General features: G+C 67.3%; 19 protein-coding genes and 1 tRNA gene. 2 read left to right on the top strand and 18 right to left on the bottom strand.

Translation table 11 applies throughout. The features are described 5' to 3' along the window. Positions 1-4: 4 nt before the first annotated feature. The 17 genes from atpA to argS form a co-directional block, all read right to left on the bottom strand. Complete coding sequence (gene atpA / locus C1737_RS00575; RefSeq protein WP_102416943.1) at positions 5-1,669, bottom strand: F0F1 ATP synthase subunit alpha; 1,665 nt, start codon at positions 1,667-1,669, stop codon at positions 5-7. A gap of 55 nt (positions 1,670-1,724) precedes the next feature. Continuing rightward, on the bottom strand, positions 1,725-3,065 hold the full coding sequence (locus tag C1737_RS00570; RefSeq protein ID WP_068098288.1) for a F0F1 ATP synthase subunit B/delta: 1,341 nt from the start codon (positions 3,063-3,065) through the stop codon (positions 1,725-1,727). A 6-nt stretch (positions 3,066-3,071) separates the two neighbouring features. Further along, positions 3,072-3,596, bottom strand: coding sequence for a F0F1 ATP synthase subunit B (locus C1737_RS00565; RefSeq protein ID WP_068098289.1), 525 nt, complete (start codon positions 3,594-3,596; stop codon positions 3,072-3,074). A 9-nt stretch (positions 3,597-3,605) separates the two neighbouring features. Beyond that, positions 3,606-3,854 (bottom strand): F0F1 ATP synthase subunit C, encoded by a 249-nt coding sequence (locus C1737_RS00560; RefSeq protein WP_024636915.1) that lies wholly within the window; start codon positions 3,852-3,854, stop codon positions 3,606-3,608. Positions 3,855-3,938: 84 nt separating this feature from the next. After that, positions 3,939-4,697 carry a F0F1 ATP synthase subunit A gene (gene atpB, locus C1737_RS00555; RefSeq protein ID WP_067920855.1) on the bottom strand — a complete coding sequence of 253 codons (759 nt, stop codon included), beginning with the start codon at positions 4,695-4,697 and terminating at the stop codon, positions 3,939-3,941. Then, on the bottom strand, positions 4,690-5,184 hold the full coding sequence (locus C1737_RS00550) for an ATP synthase subunit I (RefSeq protein WP_067920853.1): 495 nt from the start codon (positions 5,182-5,184) through the stop codon (positions 4,690-4,692). Before C1737_RS00550 ends, atpB begins: the two co-directional genes overlap by 8 nt. Before the next feature lie 219 nt (positions 5,185-5,403). Further along, on the bottom strand, positions 5,404-6,633 hold the full coding sequence (locus C1737_RS00545) for a glycosyltransferase family 4 protein (RefSeq protein WP_068098290.1): 1,230 nt from the start codon (positions 6,631-6,633) through the stop codon (positions 5,404-5,406). Between the two features lie 28 nt (positions 6,634-6,661). Next, entirely contained in the window at positions 6,662-7,321 is a 660-nt protein-coding gene (locus tag C1737_RS00540; protein WP_102416942.1) for an L-threonylcarbamoyladenylate synthase, read from the bottom strand. After that, positions 7,318-8,166: a peptide chain release factor N(5)-glutamine methyltransferase gene (gene prmC, locus C1737_RS00535; protein ID WP_102416941.1), complete on the bottom strand. Its 849-nt coding sequence runs from the start codon at positions 8,164-8,166 to the stop codon at positions 7,318-7,320. Before prmC ends, C1737_RS00540 begins: the two co-directional genes overlap by 4 nt. Then, complete coding sequence (gene prfA / locus C1737_RS00530; RefSeq protein WP_102416940.1) at positions 8,163-9,236, bottom strand: peptide chain release factor 1; 1,074 nt, start codon at positions 9,234-9,236, stop codon at positions 8,163-8,165. The genes prmC and prfA overlap by 4 nt, the downstream gene beginning before the upstream one ends. A gap of 102 nt (positions 9,237-9,338) precedes the next feature. Further along, on the bottom strand, positions 9,339-9,575 hold the full coding sequence (rpmE, locus tag C1737_RS00525) for a 50S ribosomal protein L31 (protein WP_067920843.1): 237 nt from the start codon (positions 9,573-9,575) through the stop codon (positions 9,339-9,341). A gap of 277 nt (positions 9,576-9,852) precedes the next feature. Next, complete coding sequence (rho, locus tag C1737_RS00520) at positions 9,853-11,688, bottom strand: transcription termination factor Rho (protein WP_067920841.1); 1,836 nt, start codon at positions 11,686-11,688, stop codon at positions 9,853-9,855. Positions 11,689-11,956: 268 nt separating this feature from the next. After that, positions 11,957-12,904 (bottom strand): homoserine kinase, encoded by a 948-nt coding sequence (thrB, locus tag C1737_RS00510; protein WP_068098295.1) that lies wholly within the window; start codon positions 12,902-12,904, stop codon positions 11,957-11,959. A 3-nt stretch (positions 12,905-12,907) separates the two neighbouring features. Beyond that, positions 12,908-13,990, bottom strand: coding sequence for a threonine synthase (gene thrC, locus C1737_RS00505; RefSeq protein ID WP_067920837.1), 1,083 nt, complete (start codon positions 13,988-13,990; stop codon positions 12,908-12,910). Further along, the gene (locus C1737_RS00500; protein ID WP_068098296.1) at positions 13,987-15,312 is read right to left on the bottom strand and encodes a homoserine dehydrogenase; all 1,326 of its coding nucleotides are present in this window, start codon (positions 15,310-15,312) and stop codon (positions 13,987-13,989) included. The genes thrC and C1737_RS00500 overlap by 4 nt, the downstream gene beginning before the upstream one ends. Before the next feature lie 3 nt (positions 15,313-15,315). Further along, positions 15,316-16,734, bottom strand: coding sequence for a diaminopimelate decarboxylase (lysA, locus tag C1737_RS00495; RefSeq protein ID WP_068098297.1), 1,419 nt, complete (start codon positions 16,732-16,734; stop codon positions 15,316-15,318). Further along, complete coding sequence (gene argS / locus C1737_RS00490; protein ID WP_102416939.1) at positions 16,731-18,383, bottom strand: arginine--tRNA ligase; 1,653 nt, start codon at positions 18,381-18,383, stop codon at positions 16,731-16,733. The genes lysA and argS overlap by 4 nt, the downstream gene beginning before the upstream one ends. Before the next feature lie 114 nt (positions 18,384-18,497). Between argS and C1737_RS00485 the strand changes: the two genes are divergently transcribed. Beyond that, a tRNA-Arg gene (locus C1737_RS00485) sits at positions 18,498-18,573 on the top strand. Between the two features lie 75 nt (positions 18,574-18,648). Here the strand turns inward: C1737_RS00485 and C1737_RS00480 are convergent. Then, on the bottom strand, positions 18,649-20,418 hold the full coding sequence (locus C1737_RS00480) for a GNAT family N-acetyltransferase (RefSeq protein WP_068098299.1): 1,770 nt from the start codon (positions 20,416-20,418) through the stop codon (positions 18,649-18,651). A 90-nt stretch (positions 20,419-20,508) separates the two neighbouring features. Between C1737_RS00480 and C1737_RS00475 the strand changes: the two genes are divergently transcribed. After that, positions 20,509-21,288 (top strand): alpha/beta fold hydrolase, encoded by a 780-nt coding sequence (locus tag C1737_RS00475; protein WP_102416938.1) that lies wholly within the window; start codon positions 20,509-20,511, stop codon positions 21,286-21,288. Positions 21,289-21,290: the final 2 nt, after the last annotated feature.

The following is a 21,290-nucleotide window of genomic DNA, read 5'->3' as shown; positions in this document are numbered from 1 at the left end:
GTTGTTACTTGTTCTCTTTCTTTGCCTTCTTCTCCGGCGCAGGCTTCTTCACCTTCACCGATTCCTTCCCGAGGTCTTCTTCGTCCAGCGGCTCGACGTGCTCGTCGGGCACGACCGATCCGCCGCCCGTGGCTGCGAAGCCCTTCTTGAAGTTGTTGATGATGTCGGTCAGCTGCTTTTCGGCCTCTTCGGGAAGCTTTCCGCTGTCGCGGACACCGGCCAGGAACTTCTCCTCGGACGCCCGCATGTGGTCGAGCAACTCGGTTTCGAAACGCCTGACGTCCTCGACGGGCACGGAGTCCAGGTGACCTCCGGTACCCAGGAAGATCGAAACAACCTGCTCCTCAACCGGCATGGGCTGATACTGCGGTTGCTTGAGCAGTTCGACGAGTCGCTCACCGCGCTCCAGCTGCGCCTTGGAGGTGGCGTCCAGGTCGGAAGCGAAGGCCGCAAACGATTCCAGTTCGCGGTACTGGGACAGGTCCAGACGCAGCGAGCCTGCCACCTCCTTCATGGCCTTGATCTGTGCCGCACCACCCACGCGGGACACCGACACACCGACGTTGATGGCGGGCCGCACGCCCTGGTTGAACAGGTCGGACTCCAGGAAGCACTGCCCGTCGGTGATCGAGATGACGTTGGTCGGGATGTAGGCCGAGATGTCGTTGGCCTTGGTCTCGATGATCGGCAGGCCGGTCAGCGACCCACCCCCGAGTTCGTCGGAGAGCTTCGCGCAGCGCTCCAACAGCCGCGAGTGCAGGTAGAACACGTCACCGGGGTAGGCCTCGCGGCCCGGCGGCCGACGCAGCAGCAGCGAGATCGCCCGGTACGCCTCGGCCTGCTTGCTCAGGTCGTCGAAGACGATCAGCACGTGCTTGCCGTCGTACATCCAGTGCTGGGCGATCGCCGAACCGGTGTATGGCGCAAGCCATTTGAAGCCTGCCGAGTCGGACGCCGGGGCCGCGACGATGGTGGTGTAGTCCATAGCGCCGCCCTCTTCGAGCGCTCGCCGGACCGACGCGATCGTGGTGCCCTTCTGACCGATGGCCACGTACACGCAGCGGACCTGCTTTTTCTCGTCGCCGCTCTCCCAGTTCTCCCGCTGGTTGAGGATGGTGTCAACGCACACGGCGGTCTTGCCGGTCTTGCGGTCGCCGATGATCAGCTGCCGCTGGCCTCGACCGATCGGGGTCATCGCGTCGATGGCCTTGATGCCGGTCTGCAGCGGCTCGCTCACACTCTGCCGCTGCACCACCGAAGGCGCCTGGATCTCCAGCGCGCGGCGGATGTCGGTGTCGATGTCCCCCCGACCGTCGATGGGCTGGCCGAGCGGATTGACCACGCGCCCCAGGAAGCCGTCGCCGACCGGGACGGACAGGACCTCCCCGGTGCGCTTGACCTGTTGGCCCTCTTCGATTTTCTCGAAGTCACCCAGGATCACCGCGCCGACGCTGTGTTCGTCGAGGTTCAGGGCGACGCCGAGAACCCCGCCGGGGAACTCGAGCAGCTCCTGCGTCATGACGGAGGGCAGGCCTTCGACGTGCGCGATGCCGTCCCCGGCCTCGACGACGGTACCGACCTCTTCGCGTGAGGTGTCGGAGGTGAAAGAGCCTACATACTCCTCGATGGCGCTTTGGATGTCATCAGCGGAGATTGTCAACTCGGCCATGGCTTTTCGTCTTCCTACTTGATCTTGGTTCGCGTGTGCTTGTGAATGGTTGGTGTCAGTCGGGCAGTTGCGCCTGGGCTGCGGCAAGGCGCGAAGCGAGTGTCCCGTCAATCACTTCGTCGGCCACTGAGATGAGCAGCCCGCCCAGCAGTTCGTCGGAGATCTGCAGCTGCACCGTCACCGGGTGGCCGTAGATGCGGCCGAGGACGTCGGTGAGGCGGGACCGCTGGGCATCGCTGAGCTCGGCCGCCGCACCGACCTGTGCGACGATCTCGCCGCGACGTGCCACGGCGACTTCCGCCAGGAACTGGACGGCCTCCTCGGCCGACTCGCCTCTGAGCAGTTGGACGGTCTGGGTCAGCAGCGCCTGCACGATCGGGTTGACTCTGTCGCTCGCGCTGTCAAGCACCTTGCGCAGCAGGCCGATTCGTCCTTCCACCGGGACGCCGTAGTCGCCCAGCAGGATGGCGAGCCGCGGCTGCGAGTCCAGGATGCGCGAGAACCGGAACAACTGCTCTTCGACTTCGTCGACCTTGTTCTCACGCTCGGCGACTTCCAGCAGCGCCTGCCGCGAGATGTGCTCGATGGCGGCGGCCAGGTCGGAGTTGGCCGACCAACGCTCCGAGACGGCCAGCCGCAACACATCGAGAGTGGCGTCAGCGACCTTGCCGGAGACCAACCGCTCGATCAACCGGACCCGGGGCGCCGCGTCCTCGGCGGGCACCGTCAGATACCGGGTGACGACGATCTCCCGGTCGAGCATTTCGGCTACCGAGACAAGCTCGGCTGACAGATCGGAAAGGGCTTTGTTGTCAAGGCCTTTGGCGATGTCACTGAACCGCTCCGACAGCCCCGCCACCGCTGCGCGACTGGCGGAGCGCATCTTCGCCAGCAGCGGATATTGGACCTCCGCGGGCGCAGGGGCCATCGCTTCGAGGTCGTCCAGGAACCGATCGACGGTGGCCGATTGCTGCGCCGGCTCGGCGACGTAGTTGCGCACCAATTCGCCGGCCTGACGCACCGCTTCGTGGCCGAGCTCCAGGCGAAGCTGGCGGCTCAGTTGCGTACGCAGCAGGTCGACCTGGCGGCCGCCCTGTGCGGTGATGCGCTCGGACTCGACCGCGGATTGGGCCCGGAACTGCTCGGCGATGCGGCCAGCGTCCGTTTGGGCCTCCTCGACGAGCCGTTCGGCTTCGACCTTGGCGGATTCCACGGCCTTGCTGTGGGCCGTGGTCGACTCACTCAGCCGGTCGGCCGCCGCCGCAGAGTCTTTCAACTGCTGGCGGACGGCGTCTTGACGAGCAGCCATCAGACGGCGCACCGGGGGCACGACGTACCGCACGACCAGGAAAACGATTGCCGCAAAACCGATCAACTGCCCGATGAAAGTCGACATACGCGCTTACCGCCCAGACTTACCGGTGGCCGCGGTGGCCGGAGCCACCTCTACACCGAGGATCCGGCTGGCCAGCGTCGCCGACATGGCCGCCACGTTGGCGCGCAGATCCAGCTCCACGGCGTCTCTCTCCCGCTTCAATTGCTCGGAGGCCATTTGCAACGTCGACAGCACCTGCTGCTCCGCACGGGCGCGCGCGTCTTCGACCAGCTTACGGCCCTCTGCGCGGGCATTGTCGCGCAACGACGACGCCTGAACCCGCGCTTCCGTCAGGGCTTCTTCGTAGTCGGCCTTGGCGGCGTCGAACTGCTCGCCGGCCTTCTTGTTGTCGGCGACCGTCTTGGCGACCATGGCGTCACGCTCGCGCAACACCCGCATGACGGGCGGCACGACGAACGTGCCGATGACGGCCAGCACGATCAAGAAGATCGCCAGCACGAAGAAGAAAGTGCCGTTCGGAACGAGGAAGTTGTTGCCTCCCTCGGCCAGCACCTGGCTGGACGCCAGAACGCTCAGGCTCGCGTCACCCATCACAGCGAATTAGGTGCCGACGGGTGTGGCGAAGACGAACAGCGCCATGAACGCCAGGTTGATGAAGTAGGCCGCCTCGACCAGACCGACGGTGATGAAGAACGGCGTGAACAGCCGGCCTTGTGCCTCGGGTTGCCGGGCGATGCCGGAGACCAGCGCGTTACCGGCGATACCGTCACCGATACCGGCGCCGATCGCGCCGCCGCCCATGATGAGTCCACCGCCGATGAGCGCAGCGGCAGCGACTTGGGGGTCCAGAGCCATTCTTATCCTCCTTGATAGCTGGTAGCGGTCTACCAGGCCTCTGTAATGGTGCGTGGGACAAAGCAATTCGTGATGGTCTCAGTCATGGTGTTCCTCGATCTCCATGGCTTGGCTGAAGTAGAGGATCGTCAAGATCGAGAAGATGAACGCCTGGATCGCCCCGACGAACAGGTCGAAGGCCTTCCAGATGGCGTTGGGTGCCCACATGATGTAGGGCGGGAAGAGCGCGATCAACGCGACCAGGATGCCGCCGGCGAAGATGTTGCCGAAAAGTCGGAGCGACAACGAGATCGGCTTGGCCAGTTCTTCGACGAGGTTGATCGGCGCCAGGAACGCAACGTGACCTTTGAGCACCGCGAGCGGGTGTCCGACGATGCCGCGGCGCCAGATGCCGGCCACGTGATAGCAGACGAAGACGAACAGGGCCAGCGCCAGGACGTAATTGATGTCGGCTGCGGCCGACTTCAGCAGCTCGGTGGTGTGTCCGGACTTGTCGGTGTACTGCAGCGGCAGCACGGACAGCCAGTTGGAGATCAGGATGAACACGAAGATCGTGACGGCCAGCGGCAACACGAACGGCGCGATCCGCATTCCGATCGCGCTTTCGATCTGGTCGCGCATCTGGACGGTGATGGCCTCCCAGAACAGCTGCACGCCGCTGGGGACGCCGGTGGAGGTGATCTTCGCGCGCAGGAAGAAGGCCAGCGCGAGCACGATCACCGCCGCGATCGCGGTGGACAGGATCGTGTCCGTGTTGACGGTCATGCCCAGCCACGTGGCGTGGGTGTGCTCGCCGACCTCGATGGCGGATTCGGCCAGGAACGTCGTCTCAGTCATCGTTGCTGTTCTTTCCTTCGGTTCCGTCCGATCCCGCGATCACGCCGCCTCCGTCCGCGGGATGCGCCTCGGCCCAGTCGCCGGCGCGCAGCTTCTTCCACACGGGAAGCGCCGTCGACGCCACCAACAAGACCTGGAAAAGCGCCAATCCGAACACGACGCCCAGGCCGGCGGGCCGGAAGACGTAGGCGATGATCAGCCCGATGACGGTGATGATGGCCAGCCGGGTGGCGGAGTTCAGCGCCATCGTGCTTTTCAGCGGATGCTCCTTCGCGGTGATCGACGCGACCGAACGACGCACCAAGAGGGCGTTGAGCAAACCGAGGAGCAACCCGACGCCGAAGAACACCCCGACCATCGGGTGACCGGTCATGCTGGCGACGATGACCGCCACCGCGGTGACGGCAATGCTGAGGACCAACAGGCGGACCGGGCGGAACGCAACAGAGGGAAACACCAACGGCGCGTCCTGCGCTGGTGTCGTCACTGCAGCACCTCAATCCCAAGTTGGTGGAGCGGGAGTCCCCCGACCGACTGATCGGTGGCCCGCCGAGCGTATCGCACGTCACAGTGGAATCGCCCAAGGGGTATCTCCCGGCGCGAGTCCTCAGCCGACCCGACCGGATCTGTGTCCGATGGACCGGCAATTTGTGCGGCTTTTTGGGGCTCTACCTGCACCGTACCATAGGGCGAGGCACCCCTACTACTAGCTGTCGTAGTCCTCGTCGTCGTACTCGTCGCGCCGGCGCATGAGGGGAATCGCCGTCGCGATGCCGGCGACCACGATGGCGCCCAGCATCACCGCCGCGGTGTGGCGGGGATTGAAGAAGATGGTGCTGGCCGCGCCGAACGCGACGATGCCCACCCAGAGGTAGATCAACAACACCACTCGGCGGTGGGAGTGCCCGATCTGCAGCAACCGGTGATGCAGGTGCATCTTGTCGGGACTGAACGCGCTGCGGCCGGCGCGGGTGCGGCGCACGATCGCCAGCAGCAAATCGAGCATCGGCACGAACATGACGGCGACCACCAGCAGGAACGGCGACAGCAGCGCGAACACGTCGCGCGCGCCGTAGGCGTTTTGCGAGACGGGGCCGGCGGCGGTGGTGGAGGCCGCGGCGAGCATCAGGCCGATCAGCATCGAGCCGGAATCACCCATGAAGATCTTGGCGCGGTGGAAGTTGTGCGGCAGGAAGCCGAGACAGGCGCCCGCGAGCACCACGGAGATCACGGCGGGCGGATAGAAGAGGACATCGCCGCCGTGATCGCGCAGCAGTCCGACCGAGAACATGCAGATCGCCAGCGCGGTGATCAACCCGAGCCCGGCGGCCAGCCCGTCGAGCCCGTCGACGAAGTTCATCGCGTTGACGATGGAGACGGTCAACGCCAGCGTGAGCAGGATGGACGAGGCCTGGTCCAGCACGATGGTGCCGACGCCGCCGATCGGGATGTACAGGACGCTCCAGGCCACGCCCATGGTGACCAGCACGCTGGCCGCGGTGATCTGACCGGCGAACTTCGTCAGCGCGTCGAGCCCCCACCGATCGTCGATGAGGCCGATGCCCATGATGACCGCGCCGGCCACCAGCACCGCGGGCATACCGGTCGAGTAGACGAACCCGCGGGTGAGCGCCGGGAGCTGCGACGCCAGGAAGACGGCCGAGACGACGCCGAGAAACATCGCCAACCCACCCATACGCGGGGTGGGCGTCACGTGCACGTCGCGCTCCCGCGGATAGGCAACGGCACCGAGCCGGGTGGCGAGCACCCGCACCGGGCCGGTTGCGAAGTAGGTGATGATCGCCGCGGTCAACCCCACAAGTGCCAGCTCGCGCAGGGGGACTCCGGCGCCGCGGTCACCCAGGGCGAGCAAACCACTGGCAAGGTTCGCTAGGTCGCCGGCCGGGTCGCTGGACACGTCGAGACCGTACTGCACCAACCTGGCAACGGGGGAACCGCTCCGGTCAGGCTTGAGCAGTCAGGCTTTCGGGATCGACACCGAGCACTTCCGCGATTCGTTCGGCGCTCACCGGGCCGGGTCGCAGGATCCGCGGGGCGGGTCCGGTCAGGTCGACGATCGTGGAGGCCGCCCGCTGCTCGGCCGTCCCCGCGTCGAGATAGACGTCGACGAGATCGCCGAGTTGATTGCGGGCCTCGTCGGCGTCCACTGCGGGCGGACGGCCGGAGACGTTCGCGCTGGAAACGGCCATGGGCCCCACTTCGCGCAACAACTCGATGGCCACCGGGTGCAGCGGCATACGCAGCATCACGGTGCCGCGGGCGTCGCCGAGGTCCCATTGCAGCGACGGCGCCTGCGCCACCACCAGGCTCAGCGCGCCCGGCCAGAACGCGCGGATCAGGTCTCGGGCCCCGCCCGGCATGGTGTAGACCAGGCCCTCGATGGTGTGCCAGGAGCCGACCAGCACGCCGACCGGCATGTCGCGGCCCCGCCCCTTCGCCGATAGCAGGGCGGCGACCGCGGCGCTGTTGAACGCATCGGCGCCGATGCCGTAGACGGTGTCCGTCGGCATGACGACCAATCGGCCGCCCTTGAGCGCCCCCGCCGCCGAGGCGATCCCGCGCGAACGCTGGCCGGGGTCGGCGCAGTCGAACACTTCGGTCACACCCGACCCCGCTTTCTGCGGGCGGTGACGAACCGCGGCCGGCCGGCGAGGTCGCGGCGGGCCTCGACTTCATCGAAAAGCCCTGTCCTGCAGATCAATTCCACCGTTTGCGACGAGGTGGTGTCGTCATGCTCGACGGCGAAGATGCCGCCCGGGCGAAGCCAGCGGCCGGCCAGGGCGACGATGGGGGCGATCACCGCCATCCCGTCCGGTCCGCCGAACACCGCGTGATGCGGATCGTGTTGAGCGACTTCGGGTTCCACGTCTGCAGCATCGGGGACATAGGGCGGATTGGCCACCACCGCGTCGACCTCGCCGTCCAGGTCCGGCAGCAGCGCGGGCTCGGTGGCGTCGGCGCGGATGAATTCGACGGCGGTGCCGGCGGCGTTGCGCCGCGCGTATTGGAGGGCCACGTCGGAGTCGTCGATGCCGATGACCCGGGCATCGGGGCGCTCGTGGGCGAGCGCCACCGCCAATGCACCCGAACCAGTGCACAGGTCGACGATGACGGGCCGTGCCGGGAGGGGCTGTTGGGTGGCCCACGCGAACAGCGCTTCGGTTTCCGGGCGCGGTAGGAAGACGCCCGGGCCGACGTGCAGCGTCAGCGGTCCGAACGCGGCCGTGCCGGTGAGGTGCTGCAACGGCACCCGTCGGGAACGCGCGGCCACGACGTCGCGGTAGCGATCGAGGAAATCGTCGCCGGCCGACTCGAGCAAGGCCAGCCGGCCGCGTTCGGTCCCGGTCAGGTGTGCGGCCAGCTCCTCGGCGTCCCAACGCGCGGAGTCGATCCCCGCCTCGGCCAGCGTCGCCGCAGCGGAGTCGATCGCGCGCCGCACCGCACTCATGCCTGCTGCAGCCGGGATTGTTTGTCGGCGGCGCTCAGCGCATCGAACATCGCGTCGAGGTCGCCGTCGAGTACCTGATCGAGATTGTGTGCCTTGAAACCGATCCGGTGGTCGGTGATCCGGTTCTCCGGGAAGTTGTAGGTGCGAATCCGTTCGCTGCGGTCCACGGTCCGGATCTGGCTGGCCCGGTCGGCCGACGCGTCGGCCAGCGCCTGTTCCTCGGCCAGCGCTTGCAGCCGGGCGGCGAGCACCTGCAACGCACGCGCCTTGTTCTGCAGCTGCGATCGTTCGTTCTGGCAGGTGACCACGATGCCGGTGGGTAGATGTGTGATCCGCACCGCGGAGTCGGTGGTGTTCACCCCCTGCCCGCCCTTGCCGGACGAGCGGTACACGTCGATGCGCAGATCCGACTCGTCGATCTGTACCTCGCCCACTTCCTCGGGTTCGGGATAGACCAGGACCCCGGCGGCTGAAGTGTGAACGCGTCCTTGGGATTCCGTCACCGGGACGCGCTGCACCCGATGCACCCCGCCCTCGAACTTCATCCGGGACCACACGCCGTCGGGCGAGTCGCCCTTGCTGGCGATGGACAGCGTCGCATCCTTGTAGCCACCGAGGTCCGATGTCGTCTCATCCAGCACCGTCACCGTCCAGCCGTGCCGCTCGGCATAGCGGATGTACATCCTGGCCAGATCCGCCGCGAACAACGCCGATTCCTCGCCGCCCTCACCCGATTTGACTTCGAGCACGATGTCGTCGGGATCGTGCGGGTCGCGGGGGGCCAGCATGTCGGTCAGTTGGGTGTCCAGTTCGGCGACCCGTGATTCAAGCTCGGTGACCTCCGCGGCGAACGAGTCGTCGTCGGCGGCCAGCTCACGCGCGGCCTCCAGGTCGCCGCGCGCCGACTCCAGCTTGCGGTAGGTGGCGACGATGGGGGCCAACCGGGCGAAACGGCGGCCGGCTTTGCGCGCCTCGACGGGGTTGCTGTGCAGGTCGGGGTCCGCCAGCCGTCGCTCGAGCTCGGCGTGCTCGGCCAGCAGCACATCAATCGTCTGCACCGGCTGCGTCACGTGTCACCTCCTGCCCGGTCCGCTCCCGCTTTCTTACTGCCGTAAACGCAAACCGACGCCCGGCCTGTGCTCGCTCGCACAGTTCGGGCGTCGGCAACGCAGCTATTTGTCGGTGTTGTCCGCCGCGGCGCCTTTGCGCTTGCCGTAACGCTTCTCGAAGCGGGCCACCCGGCCGCCGCTGTCCAGAATCTTCTGCTTGCCGGTGTAGAACGGGTGGCACTGCGAGCACACCTCGACGACGATGTTGCCGCCGGCCTTGGTGCTGCGGGTCTGAAAAGTGTTCCCGCACCCGCAGTGCACGGTGGTCTCCGCGTAGGCGGGGTGAATGTCGGCTTTCATGCTGTCCTTTTCGGTCGTTTGCCCGCGACCCCCGTGCCTGGCGAACGTGAGCCGGTTCGGGGATAGTCGAGCGTCGATTATGCCAGGTCAACCGCTGTCTCCCCAAAACACCGAGTTGGGCCGTGGCATTCCCGGGAACCGGGGCCGGGCAGCGGCGTGATCGGCGGGTTGCCGGTTGCCGATCGCCGCGAGACATAAACCACGGCGAAACCCGCCGGCGGGTCGTGTACGTGGTTGATGTGTCGTGGCCAGACCAGCCCGGCCTAGGGGTGATCGGTCAGTCGTTGTCCATGGATCCGGGTGTGGTCTTGGAGACCTGCACCAGGAACTCGTAGTTCGTCTTCGTCTTGCGCAATTGCGACATCAGCAGGTCGATGGCCTGGTGGGAATCCAGACCTGACAGCACGCGGCGCAGCTTGTGCACGATGCCGAACTCGTCGGGCGACAGCAGCAGCTCGTCCTTGCGGGTGCCGGAGGGGTTGACGTCGACCGCCGGGAAGACCCGCCGCTCGGAGATCTTGCGGTCCAGCTTGAGCTCGGCATTACCGGTGCCCTTGAACTCCTCGAAGATGACCGTGTCACCGGTGGATCCGGTCTCGACCATCGCCGTGGCGATGATGGTCAGCGACCCGCCTTCCTCGATGTTTCGCGCGGCACCCAGGAATCGCTTCGGCGGGTACAGGGCGGTGGAGTCGACACCACCGGACAGGATCCGGCCCGATGCGGGCGACGCGTTGTTGTAGGCGCGGCCCAGACGGGTGATCGAGTCGAGCAGCACCACGACGTCCTTACCCTGCTCGACGAGGCGCTTGGCACGTTCGATGGCCAGCTCGGCGACTGCCGTGTGGTCCGTGGGCGGCCGGTCGAAGGTCGAGGCGATGACCTCGCCCTTGACGGAGCGCGTCATGTCGGTGACCTCCTCCGGGCGCTCGTCGACGAGCACGACCATGAGGTGGCATTCCGGGTTGTTCTTGGTGATCGCGTTGGCGATGTCCTGCAGGATCGTCGTCTTACCGGCCTTCGGCGGCGACACGATCAGGGCGCGCTGGCCCTTACCGATCGGCATGATCAGGTCGATGACCCGGGTGGTCAGCCGGTCGGGGGTGGTTTCCAGGCGAAGCCGCTGGTTGGGGTAGAGCGGCGTCAGCTTGCTGAAATCGGGCCGCTTTTTCGCGTCCTCGACCGGGCCACCGTTGACGCTGTCCAGGCGGACCAGCGGGTTGAACTTCTGGCGCTGGTTGGGCTGTTCGCCGTCCTTGGGCACGCGAACCGCGCCGGTCACCGCGTCGCCGCGGCGCAGGCCGTTCTTGCGCACCATGTTCATGGACACGTAGACGTCGTGCGGACCGGCCAGGTAACCGGAGGTGCGGACGAACGCGTAATTGTCGAGGACGTCAAGGATTCCGGCGACCGGTTGCACGACGTCGTCTTCGCGCAGTTCGGTGTCGCCGCCCTCGCCGGACCGCTCACCGCGCCGCCTCCGGTCGCGGTCGCGGAAGCGGCGACCACGCCTGCCCTGACGGCCCTCGCCGTCATCGTCCTGCTGGTTGGAGCCGCCACGAGATTGCTGGCCGCCCGAGCCTTGCTGGTCACCGCTTTGGTCACCGGCGTCTTGTCCGCGCTCGTCGTTTTGGGTCTCCCGCTTGCCGCCCTGACGTGCGTCATCGTCGCCGGTGGCCGCGCCCTCGCGGGTGCGTGAGCGCTCGCCATCGGTGTCGTCGGCGGTGCGGGCCGATCCCGGCTCGCGCGAGGCGCTGCGCCGCTCACGGCGGGGCGCCTCGGTCGAGGAACCGTTCTGTTGGTCCTGAGCGGTCGGCGCATCGGCGCCGGCGGCGTCGGATTTGCCGCCGTCCTCGGGGGCGGCCGGGGCGGACGTCCCGTTGGACTGTCCCCTGATTTCCTTTATGGCGGCGATGAGTTCGTTCTTGCGCATGCCCGACGTCCCCTTGACGCCGACCTGGTTAGCCAGCGCGCGCAGTTCGGGAAGCACCATGGTCGACAGAGAGCCAACCGGGGCATTGGTTTTGACGTCGGATGTGTCCGGGGTCACGGCGTTCGGCACGTCATTGTTGTCGGTGCTCGCGTCAGCCGTGAACAGGTCCGTATCGGTCACGGATTTCCTTTCTTCCCCCGTTGATCAGGTCATTCGGGGGGTTCGTTGCATTCAGCCAAATTTGCCGAGTGCACCCAATCATCGACTCTGCAACGGTGATCGCCTCAGTCGGCGGAGTAAGCGGCGAACCTCGTTCACGAGAAGAATTGGTGTTGTCCTAGCGGCAACGCAGTATTGATGCAGATGCAGATGCTGCAATTGCTGGACGGGTCCGAGGATAGCCCGCATCTTTGTCGGAAGCAAGCAAACCCTCCGGCCACGCTGTGGATCAACCGGGGACTGTGACTCCCGGGCTCCAGCGAACTCGTTCGCCGGCGGTCATCTCAGTGAGGGCAAATCCGTTCGCGGCCCCGTGCTCCACCACTTCCGCGGGCAACTCCGGCTCCGTGCTCAGGGCAATCAGTGCCGGGCCCGCCCCCGAAAGCGTCGCTGCCACGTTATTACGCCGCAGCAGCCGCAAATATTCCGCGGAGGCCGGCATCGCCGGCGCGCGCTGCGGTTGGTGCAGCAGATCCTCGGTGGCCGGCATGAGCAGGTCCGGGCGTTCGGTGAGCGCTACCACCAGCAGGGCCGCGCGGCTGACGTTGAACCGGGCATCGTCATGACTCACCTGAGCCGGCAGCAGCACCCGGGTCTCGGCGGTCAGGGAGCGCTCTTGGGGTATCGCGCAATACAGACGGATGTCGGGGTGGAGTCGCACCGACACCGCCGAGTAGCGCGGCCGCTCACCGGAGCGATCGATCCAGGAGACCACCGCACCGCCGAGCACCGCCGCGGCGGCGTTGTCGGGATGACCCTCGAACTCCGAGGACAGCTGGATCAGCTGCGCGTCGCTCAACGGCTTCGAATCCGCCTGCGTCACAAGGCCGTTCGCTGCCGCCAGGCCGCCTACCACGGCGGCTGCGGACGAGCCGAGGCCGCGGGAGTGCGGGATGGCGTTGCGGCAGCGGACCACCAGCCCCGCGGCGCGCACGCCCGCGGCGCGCAGCCCGCATTCGACGGCGCGGACCACCAGGTGTTCGGGACCGCGCGGCACCTGCTCGGCACTCTCCCCCTCGACCAGCACCACCAGGCCTGAATCCGTTGTCTCCACGACGATTTCGTCGCTGAGACTCAATGCCAGGCCGAGGCTGTCGAAACCGGGGCCGAGGTTGGCGCTGGAGGCCGACACCACGGCGCTCGCCACCAGCCCGGCGGGCAGCATCTGGGACGTCATTTCTCAGGCCAGCCCCAGCTTTTCGACGACCAGCACCGGGTCGACCGGCAGCGGGGACACGGTCGGCATATCCCTCAGCGCGGTGTCGGGATCCTTGAGGCCGTTGCCGGTGACCGTGCACACCACCGTCGAGCCGCGCGCCACCCAACCGTCGTCAACCGCCTTGAGCAGACCCGCGATGCTGGCCGCGGATGCGGGCTCGACGAAGACGCCTTCGCTCTCGGCCACCAGGTGGTAGGCGGCGAGGATCTCCTCGTCGGTGGCGGCCAGGAAGCGGCCGTTGGACTGCTGCTGCGCGTTCACCGCGGCGGCCCACGATGCGGGGGCACCGATGCGGATGGCGGTCGCGATCGTCTCGGGGTGGCGGACGGGGGCGCCGTGCACCAGTGGCGCCGCGCCGGCGGCCTGGGTGCCGAGCATGCGGGGCAGCTTGTCGATGACGCCGTCGTGGTGATATTCGGTGTAGCCCTTCCAGTACGCGGTGATGTTGCCCGCGTTACCCACCGGGAGGGCGTGCACGTCCGGCGCGGCACCCAGCGCGTCGACGATCTCGAACGCCGCCGTCTTCTGGCCCTCGATGCGCACCGGGTTGACCGAGTTGACCAACGCGATCGTCGGGAAGTCGGCGGCCATCTTGCGGGCCAGTTCCAGACAGTCGTCGAAGTTGCCGTCGATCTGAATGATCTTGGCGCCGTGCATGACCGCCTGCGCCAGCTTGCCCATCGCGATCTTGCCCTGCGGGATGAGCACCGCGCAGGTGATGCCGGCGCGGGCCGCGTACGCGGCCGCCGACGCCGAGGTATTGCCGGTCGACGCGCACAGCACGGCCTGCTGACCCCGCGCCAGCGCGTCGGTGACCGCCATGGTCATGCCGCGGTCCTTGAACGAGCCGGTCGGGTTGAGGCCCTCGACCTTGAGGTGCACCGTGCAGCCGGTCTTCTCCGAAAGACGCGTCGCCGCGATCAGCGGGGTGCCGCCCTCGAGGAGGGTGACCGGGGTCCAGTCGTCGCCCACCGGCAGCCGGTCGCGGTAGGCCGCGATCAATCCCGGCCACGGTTGGTGCACGGCGGTACGCGGAACGCTCATCGGCCGGTCTCTTCCAGCCGCAGCACGCTGGTGACGCCCTGCACGACATCGAGATCGGCCAGCGCGTCGACGGTTTCGGAGAGTGCGGCGTCGGTGGCGCTGTGGGTGACCACCACGACGCGGGCCCCCACCCGCCGCCCGCCTTCGTCGACCACGCCCTCCTGGCGGACCTCGGCGATACTCACCTCGCGCTTGGCGAATTCGGCCGCCACCGTGGACAACACGCCGGGCTTGTCGGCGACGTTCATGCTGACGTAGTAGCGGGTGGAGATGAAACCCATTGGGGCGATGGGAAGCTGGGCGTACTTCGATTCTTTCGGCCCGCGGCTGCCCAACACCCGGTTGCGGGCGGCCATGACCAAGTCACCGGTGACCGCCGACGCGGTGGGCGCGCCGCCCGCGCCCTGACCGTAGAACATGAGCCGGCCGGCGGCCTTGGCCTCCACCACGACGGCGTTGAATGCCCCGTTGACCGTGGCCAACGGGTGCGACAGCGGCACCAGCGCCGGGTAGACGCGGGCCGAGACCCGCTCCTGTCCGTCGTCACTGGTGATGCGCTCGCAGATGGACAGCAGTTTGATGGTGCAACCCAGGGAGCGGGCGGAGGCGAAGTCGGCCGGCGTGATCTTGGTGATGCCCTCGCGATAGACGTCGTCGGCGGTCACCCGGGTGTGGAAGGCGATCGATGCCAGGATCGCGGCCTTGGCCGCGGCGTCGTAGCCCTCGACGTCGGCCGTGGGATCGGCCTCGGCGTACCCCAGCGCGCTCGCCTCTGCCAGGGCGGTGGCGTAGTCGGCGCCGGTGCTGTCCATCGCGGAGAGGATGTAGTTGGTGGTGCCGTTGACGATGCCGGCGACCCGCAGCACGGTGTCTCCCGCCAGCGACTGCGTGAGCGGGCGGATGACCGGGATGGCGCCCGCGACCGCCGCCTCGAAATACAGGTCGACGTGGGCGTTTTCGGCGGCCTGCGCCAATTCCCCGGTGGAGGTGGCCAACAGCGCCTTGTTCGCCGTGACGACGGACTTGCCGTGCTCGAGCGCGCGCAGGATCGCCTTGCGGGCCGGCTCCACCGGACCCATCAACTCCAGGACGATGTCGACGTCCTCGCGGGAGACGAGTTCCTCGATGTTGTCGGTGAGCAACTCGATCGGAACTCCTCGGTCGGCGGCCACCCGCCGCACTCCGATGCCGCGCAACACCAAGGGAGCACCGATACGCGCCGCGAGGTCCTCGGCGCTGTCCTCGATGATTCGGACAACTTCGCTGCCGACGTTGCCGAACCCGAGTACCGCTACGCCGACAGGCTTTTCGTCACGGGGCACAGTTCACCTCACTTCCAGACTCAGTAGGTCGTCCACCGTCTCGCGGCGCAGAATCAGGCGCGAGCGCCCCGCACGCACCGCCACCACGGCCGGCCGACAGACCATGTTGTAGCGGCTGGACAGTGAATAGCAGTACGCGCCGGTCGCGGCGACCCCGAGCAGGTCACCGGGGCGCAGGTCGTCGGGCACCCACGCGTCGCGCACCACGATGTCCCCGCTCTCGCAGTGCTTTCCGACGATCCGGGCCAGGGTCGCCGGCGCATCGCTGGCCCGCGACAGCAGCCGGGCGTCGTATTGGGCGTCGTAGAGCGCGGTGCGGATGTTGTCGCTCATGCCGCCGTCGACGCTGACATACCGGCGCTGGGCCGTGCTGCTCACGTCGACGTCCTTGACGGTGCCCACCTCGTACAGCGTGATGGTGCCCGGCCCGGCGATGGCACGCCCCGGCTCGACCACCAGCCTCGGAGTGGGCAGGCCCACGGCCGCCGACTCGTTGGCGACGATCGCCGTCAGCTTGGCCGCCAGCTCGGCCACCGGCGGCGGGTCGTCCGTGCCCAGGTACGAGATGCCCAGCCCGCCACCGAGATCCACGGTGGAGACCTGGCCCGTCTTGTCGATGCCGAATTCGTCGACGATTTGGTGCAGCAGCCCGATCACGCGGTGTGCGGCTACCTCGAAGCCGTCGACGTCGAAGATCTGCGAGCCGATGTGGCTGTGCAGCCCCACCAACCGCAGGTGGTCGGTGGCGAACACCCGGCGCACCGCGGCCATCGCCGCGCCGCTGGCCACCGACAGCCCGAACTTCTGGTCCTCGTGTGCGGTCGAGATGAACTCGTGCGTGTGCGCTTCGACCCCGACGGTGAGGCGGACGTAGACGTCCTGGACGACGCCGGCCTCCCCCGCGATCGTGTCGAGGCGCTCGATTTCGGTCATCGAGTCCAAGACGATATGCCCGACACCGGCTTTGACCGCCGCGGTCAGCTCCGCGACGGATTTGTTGTTGCCGTGGAACGTGATTCGCTCCGGCGGAAAGTCGGCGTGCAGCGCGACGGCGAGCTCGCCGCCGGTGGACACGTCCAGCGACAGGCCCTCCTCATCGACCCACCGGGCGATCTCGCTGCACAGGAAGGCCTTGGCCGCGTAGCACACGTTCTGCCCGCCGCCGAAGGCCGTCGCCAGTTCGCGGCACCGGGAACGGAAGTCGTCCTCGTCGACGACGAACAGCGGGGTCCCGTACTCCTGGGTGAGCTGGGTGACCGGTATTCCGGCGAGGTTGGCCACCCCGGTGTCGTCGCGAAGGATGTTGCGCGGCCAGACATTCGGCGCAAGCCGCAGCAGCTCGTCGGGCGATTGCGGCCGCGGCGTGCTATCGGGGTGCCGGGCGTCTTCGGCGTGCCGGGGGCCGGCGGGGTGCACGTTCACATTCGCTCCGGAGCGGTGACACCGAGGATCGTCAGCCCGTTGGCGATGACCTGGCGGGTGGCCTCGCACAGCGCCAGGCGCGCGGCGTGCAGGTCGGTGGGCTGCTCGTCCCCCTGGGGCAGCACCCGGCACGAATCGTAGAACCGGTGGTAGTCGCCGGCCAGGTCTTCCAGGTAACGGCACACCCGATGCGGCTCCCGCAGGGACGCAGCGGTTTTCAGCACGCGGGGGAATTCCCCGATGCTGCGCAGCAGCGTTCCCTCCTTGTCGTGGCTGAGCAGCTCGAGGTGCCCCGTGTCGGGGACCAGGCCCAGTTCCGCGGCGTTGCGTGCCAGCGCCGACAGCCGCGCGTGCGCGTATTGCACGTAGTAAACCGGGTTTTCGTTCGACGCCGACGACCACAGCGCCAGGTCGATGTCGATCGGGGTGTCGACCGAGGAGCGGATCAGGCTGTAGCGCGCCGCGTCGACGCCGATCGCCTCCACCAGGTCGTCGAGCGTGATCACCGTTCCCGCCCGCTTGCTCATCCGGACCGGCGCGCCGTCGCGCACCAGGTTGACCATCTGCCCGATCAGCACCTCGACGTGAGCCGGGTCGTCACCGAATGCGGCGGCCACGGCCTTGAGCCGGGCGATGTATCCGTGGTGGTCGGCGCCGAGCATGTAGATGCACAGGTCGAAGCCGCGCTGCCGCTTGTCCAGGTAGTAGGCGATGTCGCCCGCGATGTAGGCCGGCTTACCGTCGCTCTTGATCACGACGCGGTCCTTGTCGTCCCCAAAAGAACTGGTGCGCAACCAGGTTGCGCCATCCTTCTCGTAGATGTTGCCGGTCTCGCGCAGCCGGGCGATGGCCTGATCGACGCGGCCGCTGGTGTGCATCGAGTCTTCGTGGGTGTAGACGTCGAAGTCGGTGCCGAACTCGTGCAGCGACTCCTTGATGTGGGTGAACATCAGGTCGACACCGATTTCGCGGAACGTCTCGTGCATCTCGGCTTCGGGCAGGCTCAGCGCGTCGGGCGCCTTGGCCAGCACCTGCGCGGCGATGTCGTTGATGTAGGCGCCCGCATAGCCGTCCTCGGGCGTCGGTTCGCCCTTGGCGGCGGCGATCAGCGAGTTGGCGAAGCGGTCGATCTGGGCGCCGTGGTCGTTGAAGTAGTACTCGCGCTCGACGTCGGCGCCCTGGGTGCTCAACAGCCGGCCCAACGCGTCGCCGACGGCGGCCCAGCGGGTGCCGCCGATGTGGATGGGCCCGGTGGGGTTGGCCGAGACGAATTCCAGGTTGATCTTGTGGCCGCCCAGCGCGTCGGAGTGACCGAACTCATCACCGGCGTCGATGACGTTGTTGATGATCACCGCCTGCGCCGACGCCTCGAGGCGCAGGTTGATGAATCCGGGCCCGGCCACTTCCGCCGAGGCGACGCCGTCGGCCTGTGCCAGCGCCTCTGCCAGCCAGCCGGCCAGTTCACGGGGGTTGGCGCCGACCTTCTTGCCCAGCTGAAGCGCCAGGTTGCTGGCGTAGTCGCCGTGCTCGGGATTGCGGGGCCGCTCCACGGTGACCGTCGCCGGCAAGGCGGCAGCGTCCAGCCCGCGCTCGGCCAACACCGCGGAGGCGGTGTTCCTGAGCAGCTCAGCGAGGTCAGCTGGGGTCACGAGCGTCCATCCTATTGGCTGAGGTGCCCGCGCCCCGAATCCGTTGCGGTGGTCGAGCGGTCACCGCGATGCGTTAGTCTGTCTGGGCCCACTGGCGCATCATGGTCTCCATGCGCCCCCGTAGCTCAGGGGATAGAGCGTCTGCCTCCGGAGCAGAAGGCCGCAGGTTCGAATCCTGCCGGGGGCACCAGTATTCGCGCAGGTCAGGCGGTATTTTCCGTTAGTCAGTTCGGCTAATGAAACGTTCACCGCGGATAAACCGGACTCAGATGGTGCATTTCAGCCCGACGTGGGCGGCGTGGTACCCGAGCCGGCGATAGAACGCCCGAGCCCTTTCGCGAGCCTCGTCCGTGGTCACCTGCGCCAGCTGTGCCCCGTGTGCTCGGCCGTAGTTGTGTGCCCACTCGACGAGTGCAGTACCAAGACCCTGTGCGCGTTCGGCTTTGGCGACCCGTAATCCCTCGATCTGCAGCCGGGTGGCGCCGCCGCGGGAAAGGCCGGGAATGATCGTCAATTGCACAGTCGCGACGACCATATCGGAACCGTTCAGGACGACTCCGAGATAGTTGGATCGGTCGCGAACGACGATGTCGTAGGCCGCCTCGTAGCGTTCGAGTTCGGCGGCTTCGCGATCCTGACCGAATTCGTCGTCGGAGAGCAGCTGGGCGATCACCCCCACGTGTTCGCGCGTCGCGCGCTGCACACGATATGTGCGGCCCGCTACCCGCAGCAGTCCTCGAACCGACGACTGCGCCAGTGCCTGTAGGCGCGCCACCAACAGGTCCAGCCACGCCCCCACATTGGTTCGGGCCTCCGCGGTATCCGGGTAGCGGCATCGCAGATGTAGCCCGGACTCGTCCTGGATGAACCAGAGCATGACGCCGTCGGTGTCAACGCTCGCGCTCACATACTGGGCGTCGAGTCCGACCGAGTCGATGCGCACCGGAAGTCTGCTTTGGTCCAGCCAGGAAATCGCGAACATGCCGGGCGCGACGGGCATTCCACCCCACGGAGCCAGTACGTCGGCCAGTGGCCAGGAACCAAGCTGCACAGCTTCTTTGACGGCGACGGCCGCGGCGTGCGGCTCGGCAACCGCTGACTCCAGGACCGAATTGGTGATGAACCAGCCCACCGAGTCGTGCCATTTGTCTTCAAATCGGCTGTGCACGGGGAAGACCGCGCGCAGCGGCGCCCCGGCCAACTCGCGGGTCACCGCAGTCATGGCGACCACAGCGAGTGCCAGCGTCGAGACACCGTCGTCGCGTGCCTGCGCGACGAACGCGGCGCCGTCATCGACATCGAACACGTCACGCACTTCAACGCGTTCCGGATGCGGCCCGGACTCACCCAACGGCAGCGGAAACCGTGGCATCACCCCACCGCTGTCGCTGATGATTTGTGCCCATCGCGCGCGCACGCGTTCCGGTGCCGCGGGACGGTCCAACAGTGCTTGGGTGTGCACGACAAATGCCGGCGGCGGCTGCAGCGACGACGTACGTCCGATCCGCGCGTCGGCGAGTATCGACAACAGGTCCCGGGCAATCACCAGCATCGACCACATGTCCACATGGGCGTGGTCGGCAGCGATCACCACCGTCAATCCGGCGGCAGTCTCCAGCACACACAATCGATGTGAGGGCCGCTGATAGGGCGAGCACGTCGCATTGAGAACTACTCGCAGTGCGTCGTTGACCGCCTGGCCCGGAGTGATCTCATGCTCTACCCACTTGCCTGGGCGAATATCGATCTCATTCAGCTGCGGATCGCCGTCCGCCCCGAGTGTGAAAGCCGTTCGAAGGGTGCCGTGGCGGGCGATCACAGCCAGCCACGCATCGGCCAACGATTGGCGGCTGACCCCCGCCGGCAACCGAATGGACAGCGCCATCCAGGAGCCGGGTCGTGCGCCCGCACCGACGTGTATGCGCTGGTCGAACGACACCGGGAGCTGATGCCGGCCGAGGTCAGACACCGACACGTCATAGCCCCATAGTCGTCCAAAGGGTAGCCGCAGGTGCGCCACGTTGGTCAGCCGCATGGCGGTACCCTAACGCCCCGGTTAGCCTGAATGCTCGGTCTGCGGGGTCGGCTCCGGGGCGAGCCGTCCGGTCGTGAGAAGAGTTGCGTGATGTCCACTTTCGTGGTTCCTGGAGCAGAGCTTGCGGTTGAACTGAGCGACGAAGGTGGTCATCCGGTAGTTCAACTGCACGGGCTTACCTCCAGCCGCGCGCGTGACCGGGTGCTCAATCTCGACCTCGGCAGGGGCCTCAGCGGGACCCGACTGCTGCGGTACGACGCACGCGGCCATGGCAAGTCGACTGGGCGCAAGGTCCCGGAGGATTACCGATGGGAAAGCCTTGCCGAGGATCTTCTGCAGCTGCTCGACAAATGGTTTCCCGGCGAACGAGTACACGGAGTCGGCCCGTCCATGGGTACCGGCACGCTGCTGCACGCGGCTGCCCGCGAGCCGGACCGCTTCGCCGGCCTCACGCTCATGGTGCCGGCTACCGCGTGGGAAACCCGGCCCGCGCAGGCGGCGATCTACCGGGTTGCGGCCGAATTGATCGAAACCGAGGGAGTCGGGGCATTCATCGCGTCGGCGCGTGGGGCGACTCCGCCGCCGGCCACGGTCGGCGCGCCCGAAACAGTTCCCGATGTGGCCGACGCGCTGCTGCCGTCACTGTTTCGAGGCGCGGCTCTCAGCGACCTGCCCGCTCGCGAAGCGGTCGCACGAATCAATGTGCCGACGACGATTCTGGCCTGGGTCGGCGACCCGGCGCATCCGATGTCGACAGCGGAATCGCTTGCCGCACTGATGCCGCGGTCGACGCTCACCGTGGCGCACAGCCCGGCCGATGTCGAGACCTGGCCCCGGATCCTGAGCCAAGACGTCGCCCGCAGAGGCTGACT

The organism is Mycobacterium sp. 4858 (assembly GCF_900240975.1).
Lineage (GTDB): Bacteria > Actinomycetota > Actinomycetes > Mycobacteriales > Mycobacteriaceae > Mycobacterium.
This window is presented reverse-complemented; position numbering and strand designations above follow the sequence as displayed.

Coding starts and splice junctions, on each gene's coding strand:
- thrC (WP_067920837.1), bottom strand. CDS start 13,990: ATGAGCGTTCCGCGTACCGCCGTGCACCAACCGTGGCCGGGATTGATC.
- thrB (WP_068098295.1), bottom strand. CDS start 12,904: ATGACGTCCCAGATGCTGCCCGCCGGGCTGGTGGCGAGCGCCGTGGTG.
- prmC (WP_102416941.1), bottom strand. CDS start 8,166: ATGAGTGCGGTGCGGCGCGCGATCGACTCCGCTGCGGCGACGCTGGCC.
- C1737_RS00480 (WP_068098299.1), bottom strand. CDS start 20,418: ATGCGGCTGACCAACGTGGCGCACCTGCGGCTACCCTTTGGACGACTA.
- atpA (WP_102416943.1), bottom strand. CDS start 1,669: ATGGCCGAGTTGACAATCTCCGCTGATGACATCCAAAGCGCCATCGAG.
- rpmE (WP_067920843.1), bottom strand. CDS start 9,575: ATGAAAGCCGACATTCACCCCGCCTACGCGGAGACCACCGTGCACTGC.
- C1737_RS00565 (WP_068098289.1), bottom strand. CDS start 3,596: ATGGGTGACGCGAGCCTGAGCGTTCTGGCGTCCAGCCAGGTGCTGGCC.
- C1737_RS00570 (WP_068098288.1), bottom strand. CDS start 3,065: ATGTCGACTTTCATCGGGCAGTTGATCGGTTTTGCGGCAATCGTTTTC.
- atpB (WP_067920855.1), bottom strand. CDS start 4,697: ATGACTGAGACGACGTTCCTGGCCGAATCCGCCATCGAGGTCGGCGAG.
- C1737_RS00475 (WP_102416938.1), top strand. CDS start 20,509: ATGTCCACTTTCGTGGTTCCTGGAGCAGAGCTTGCGGTTGAACTGAGC.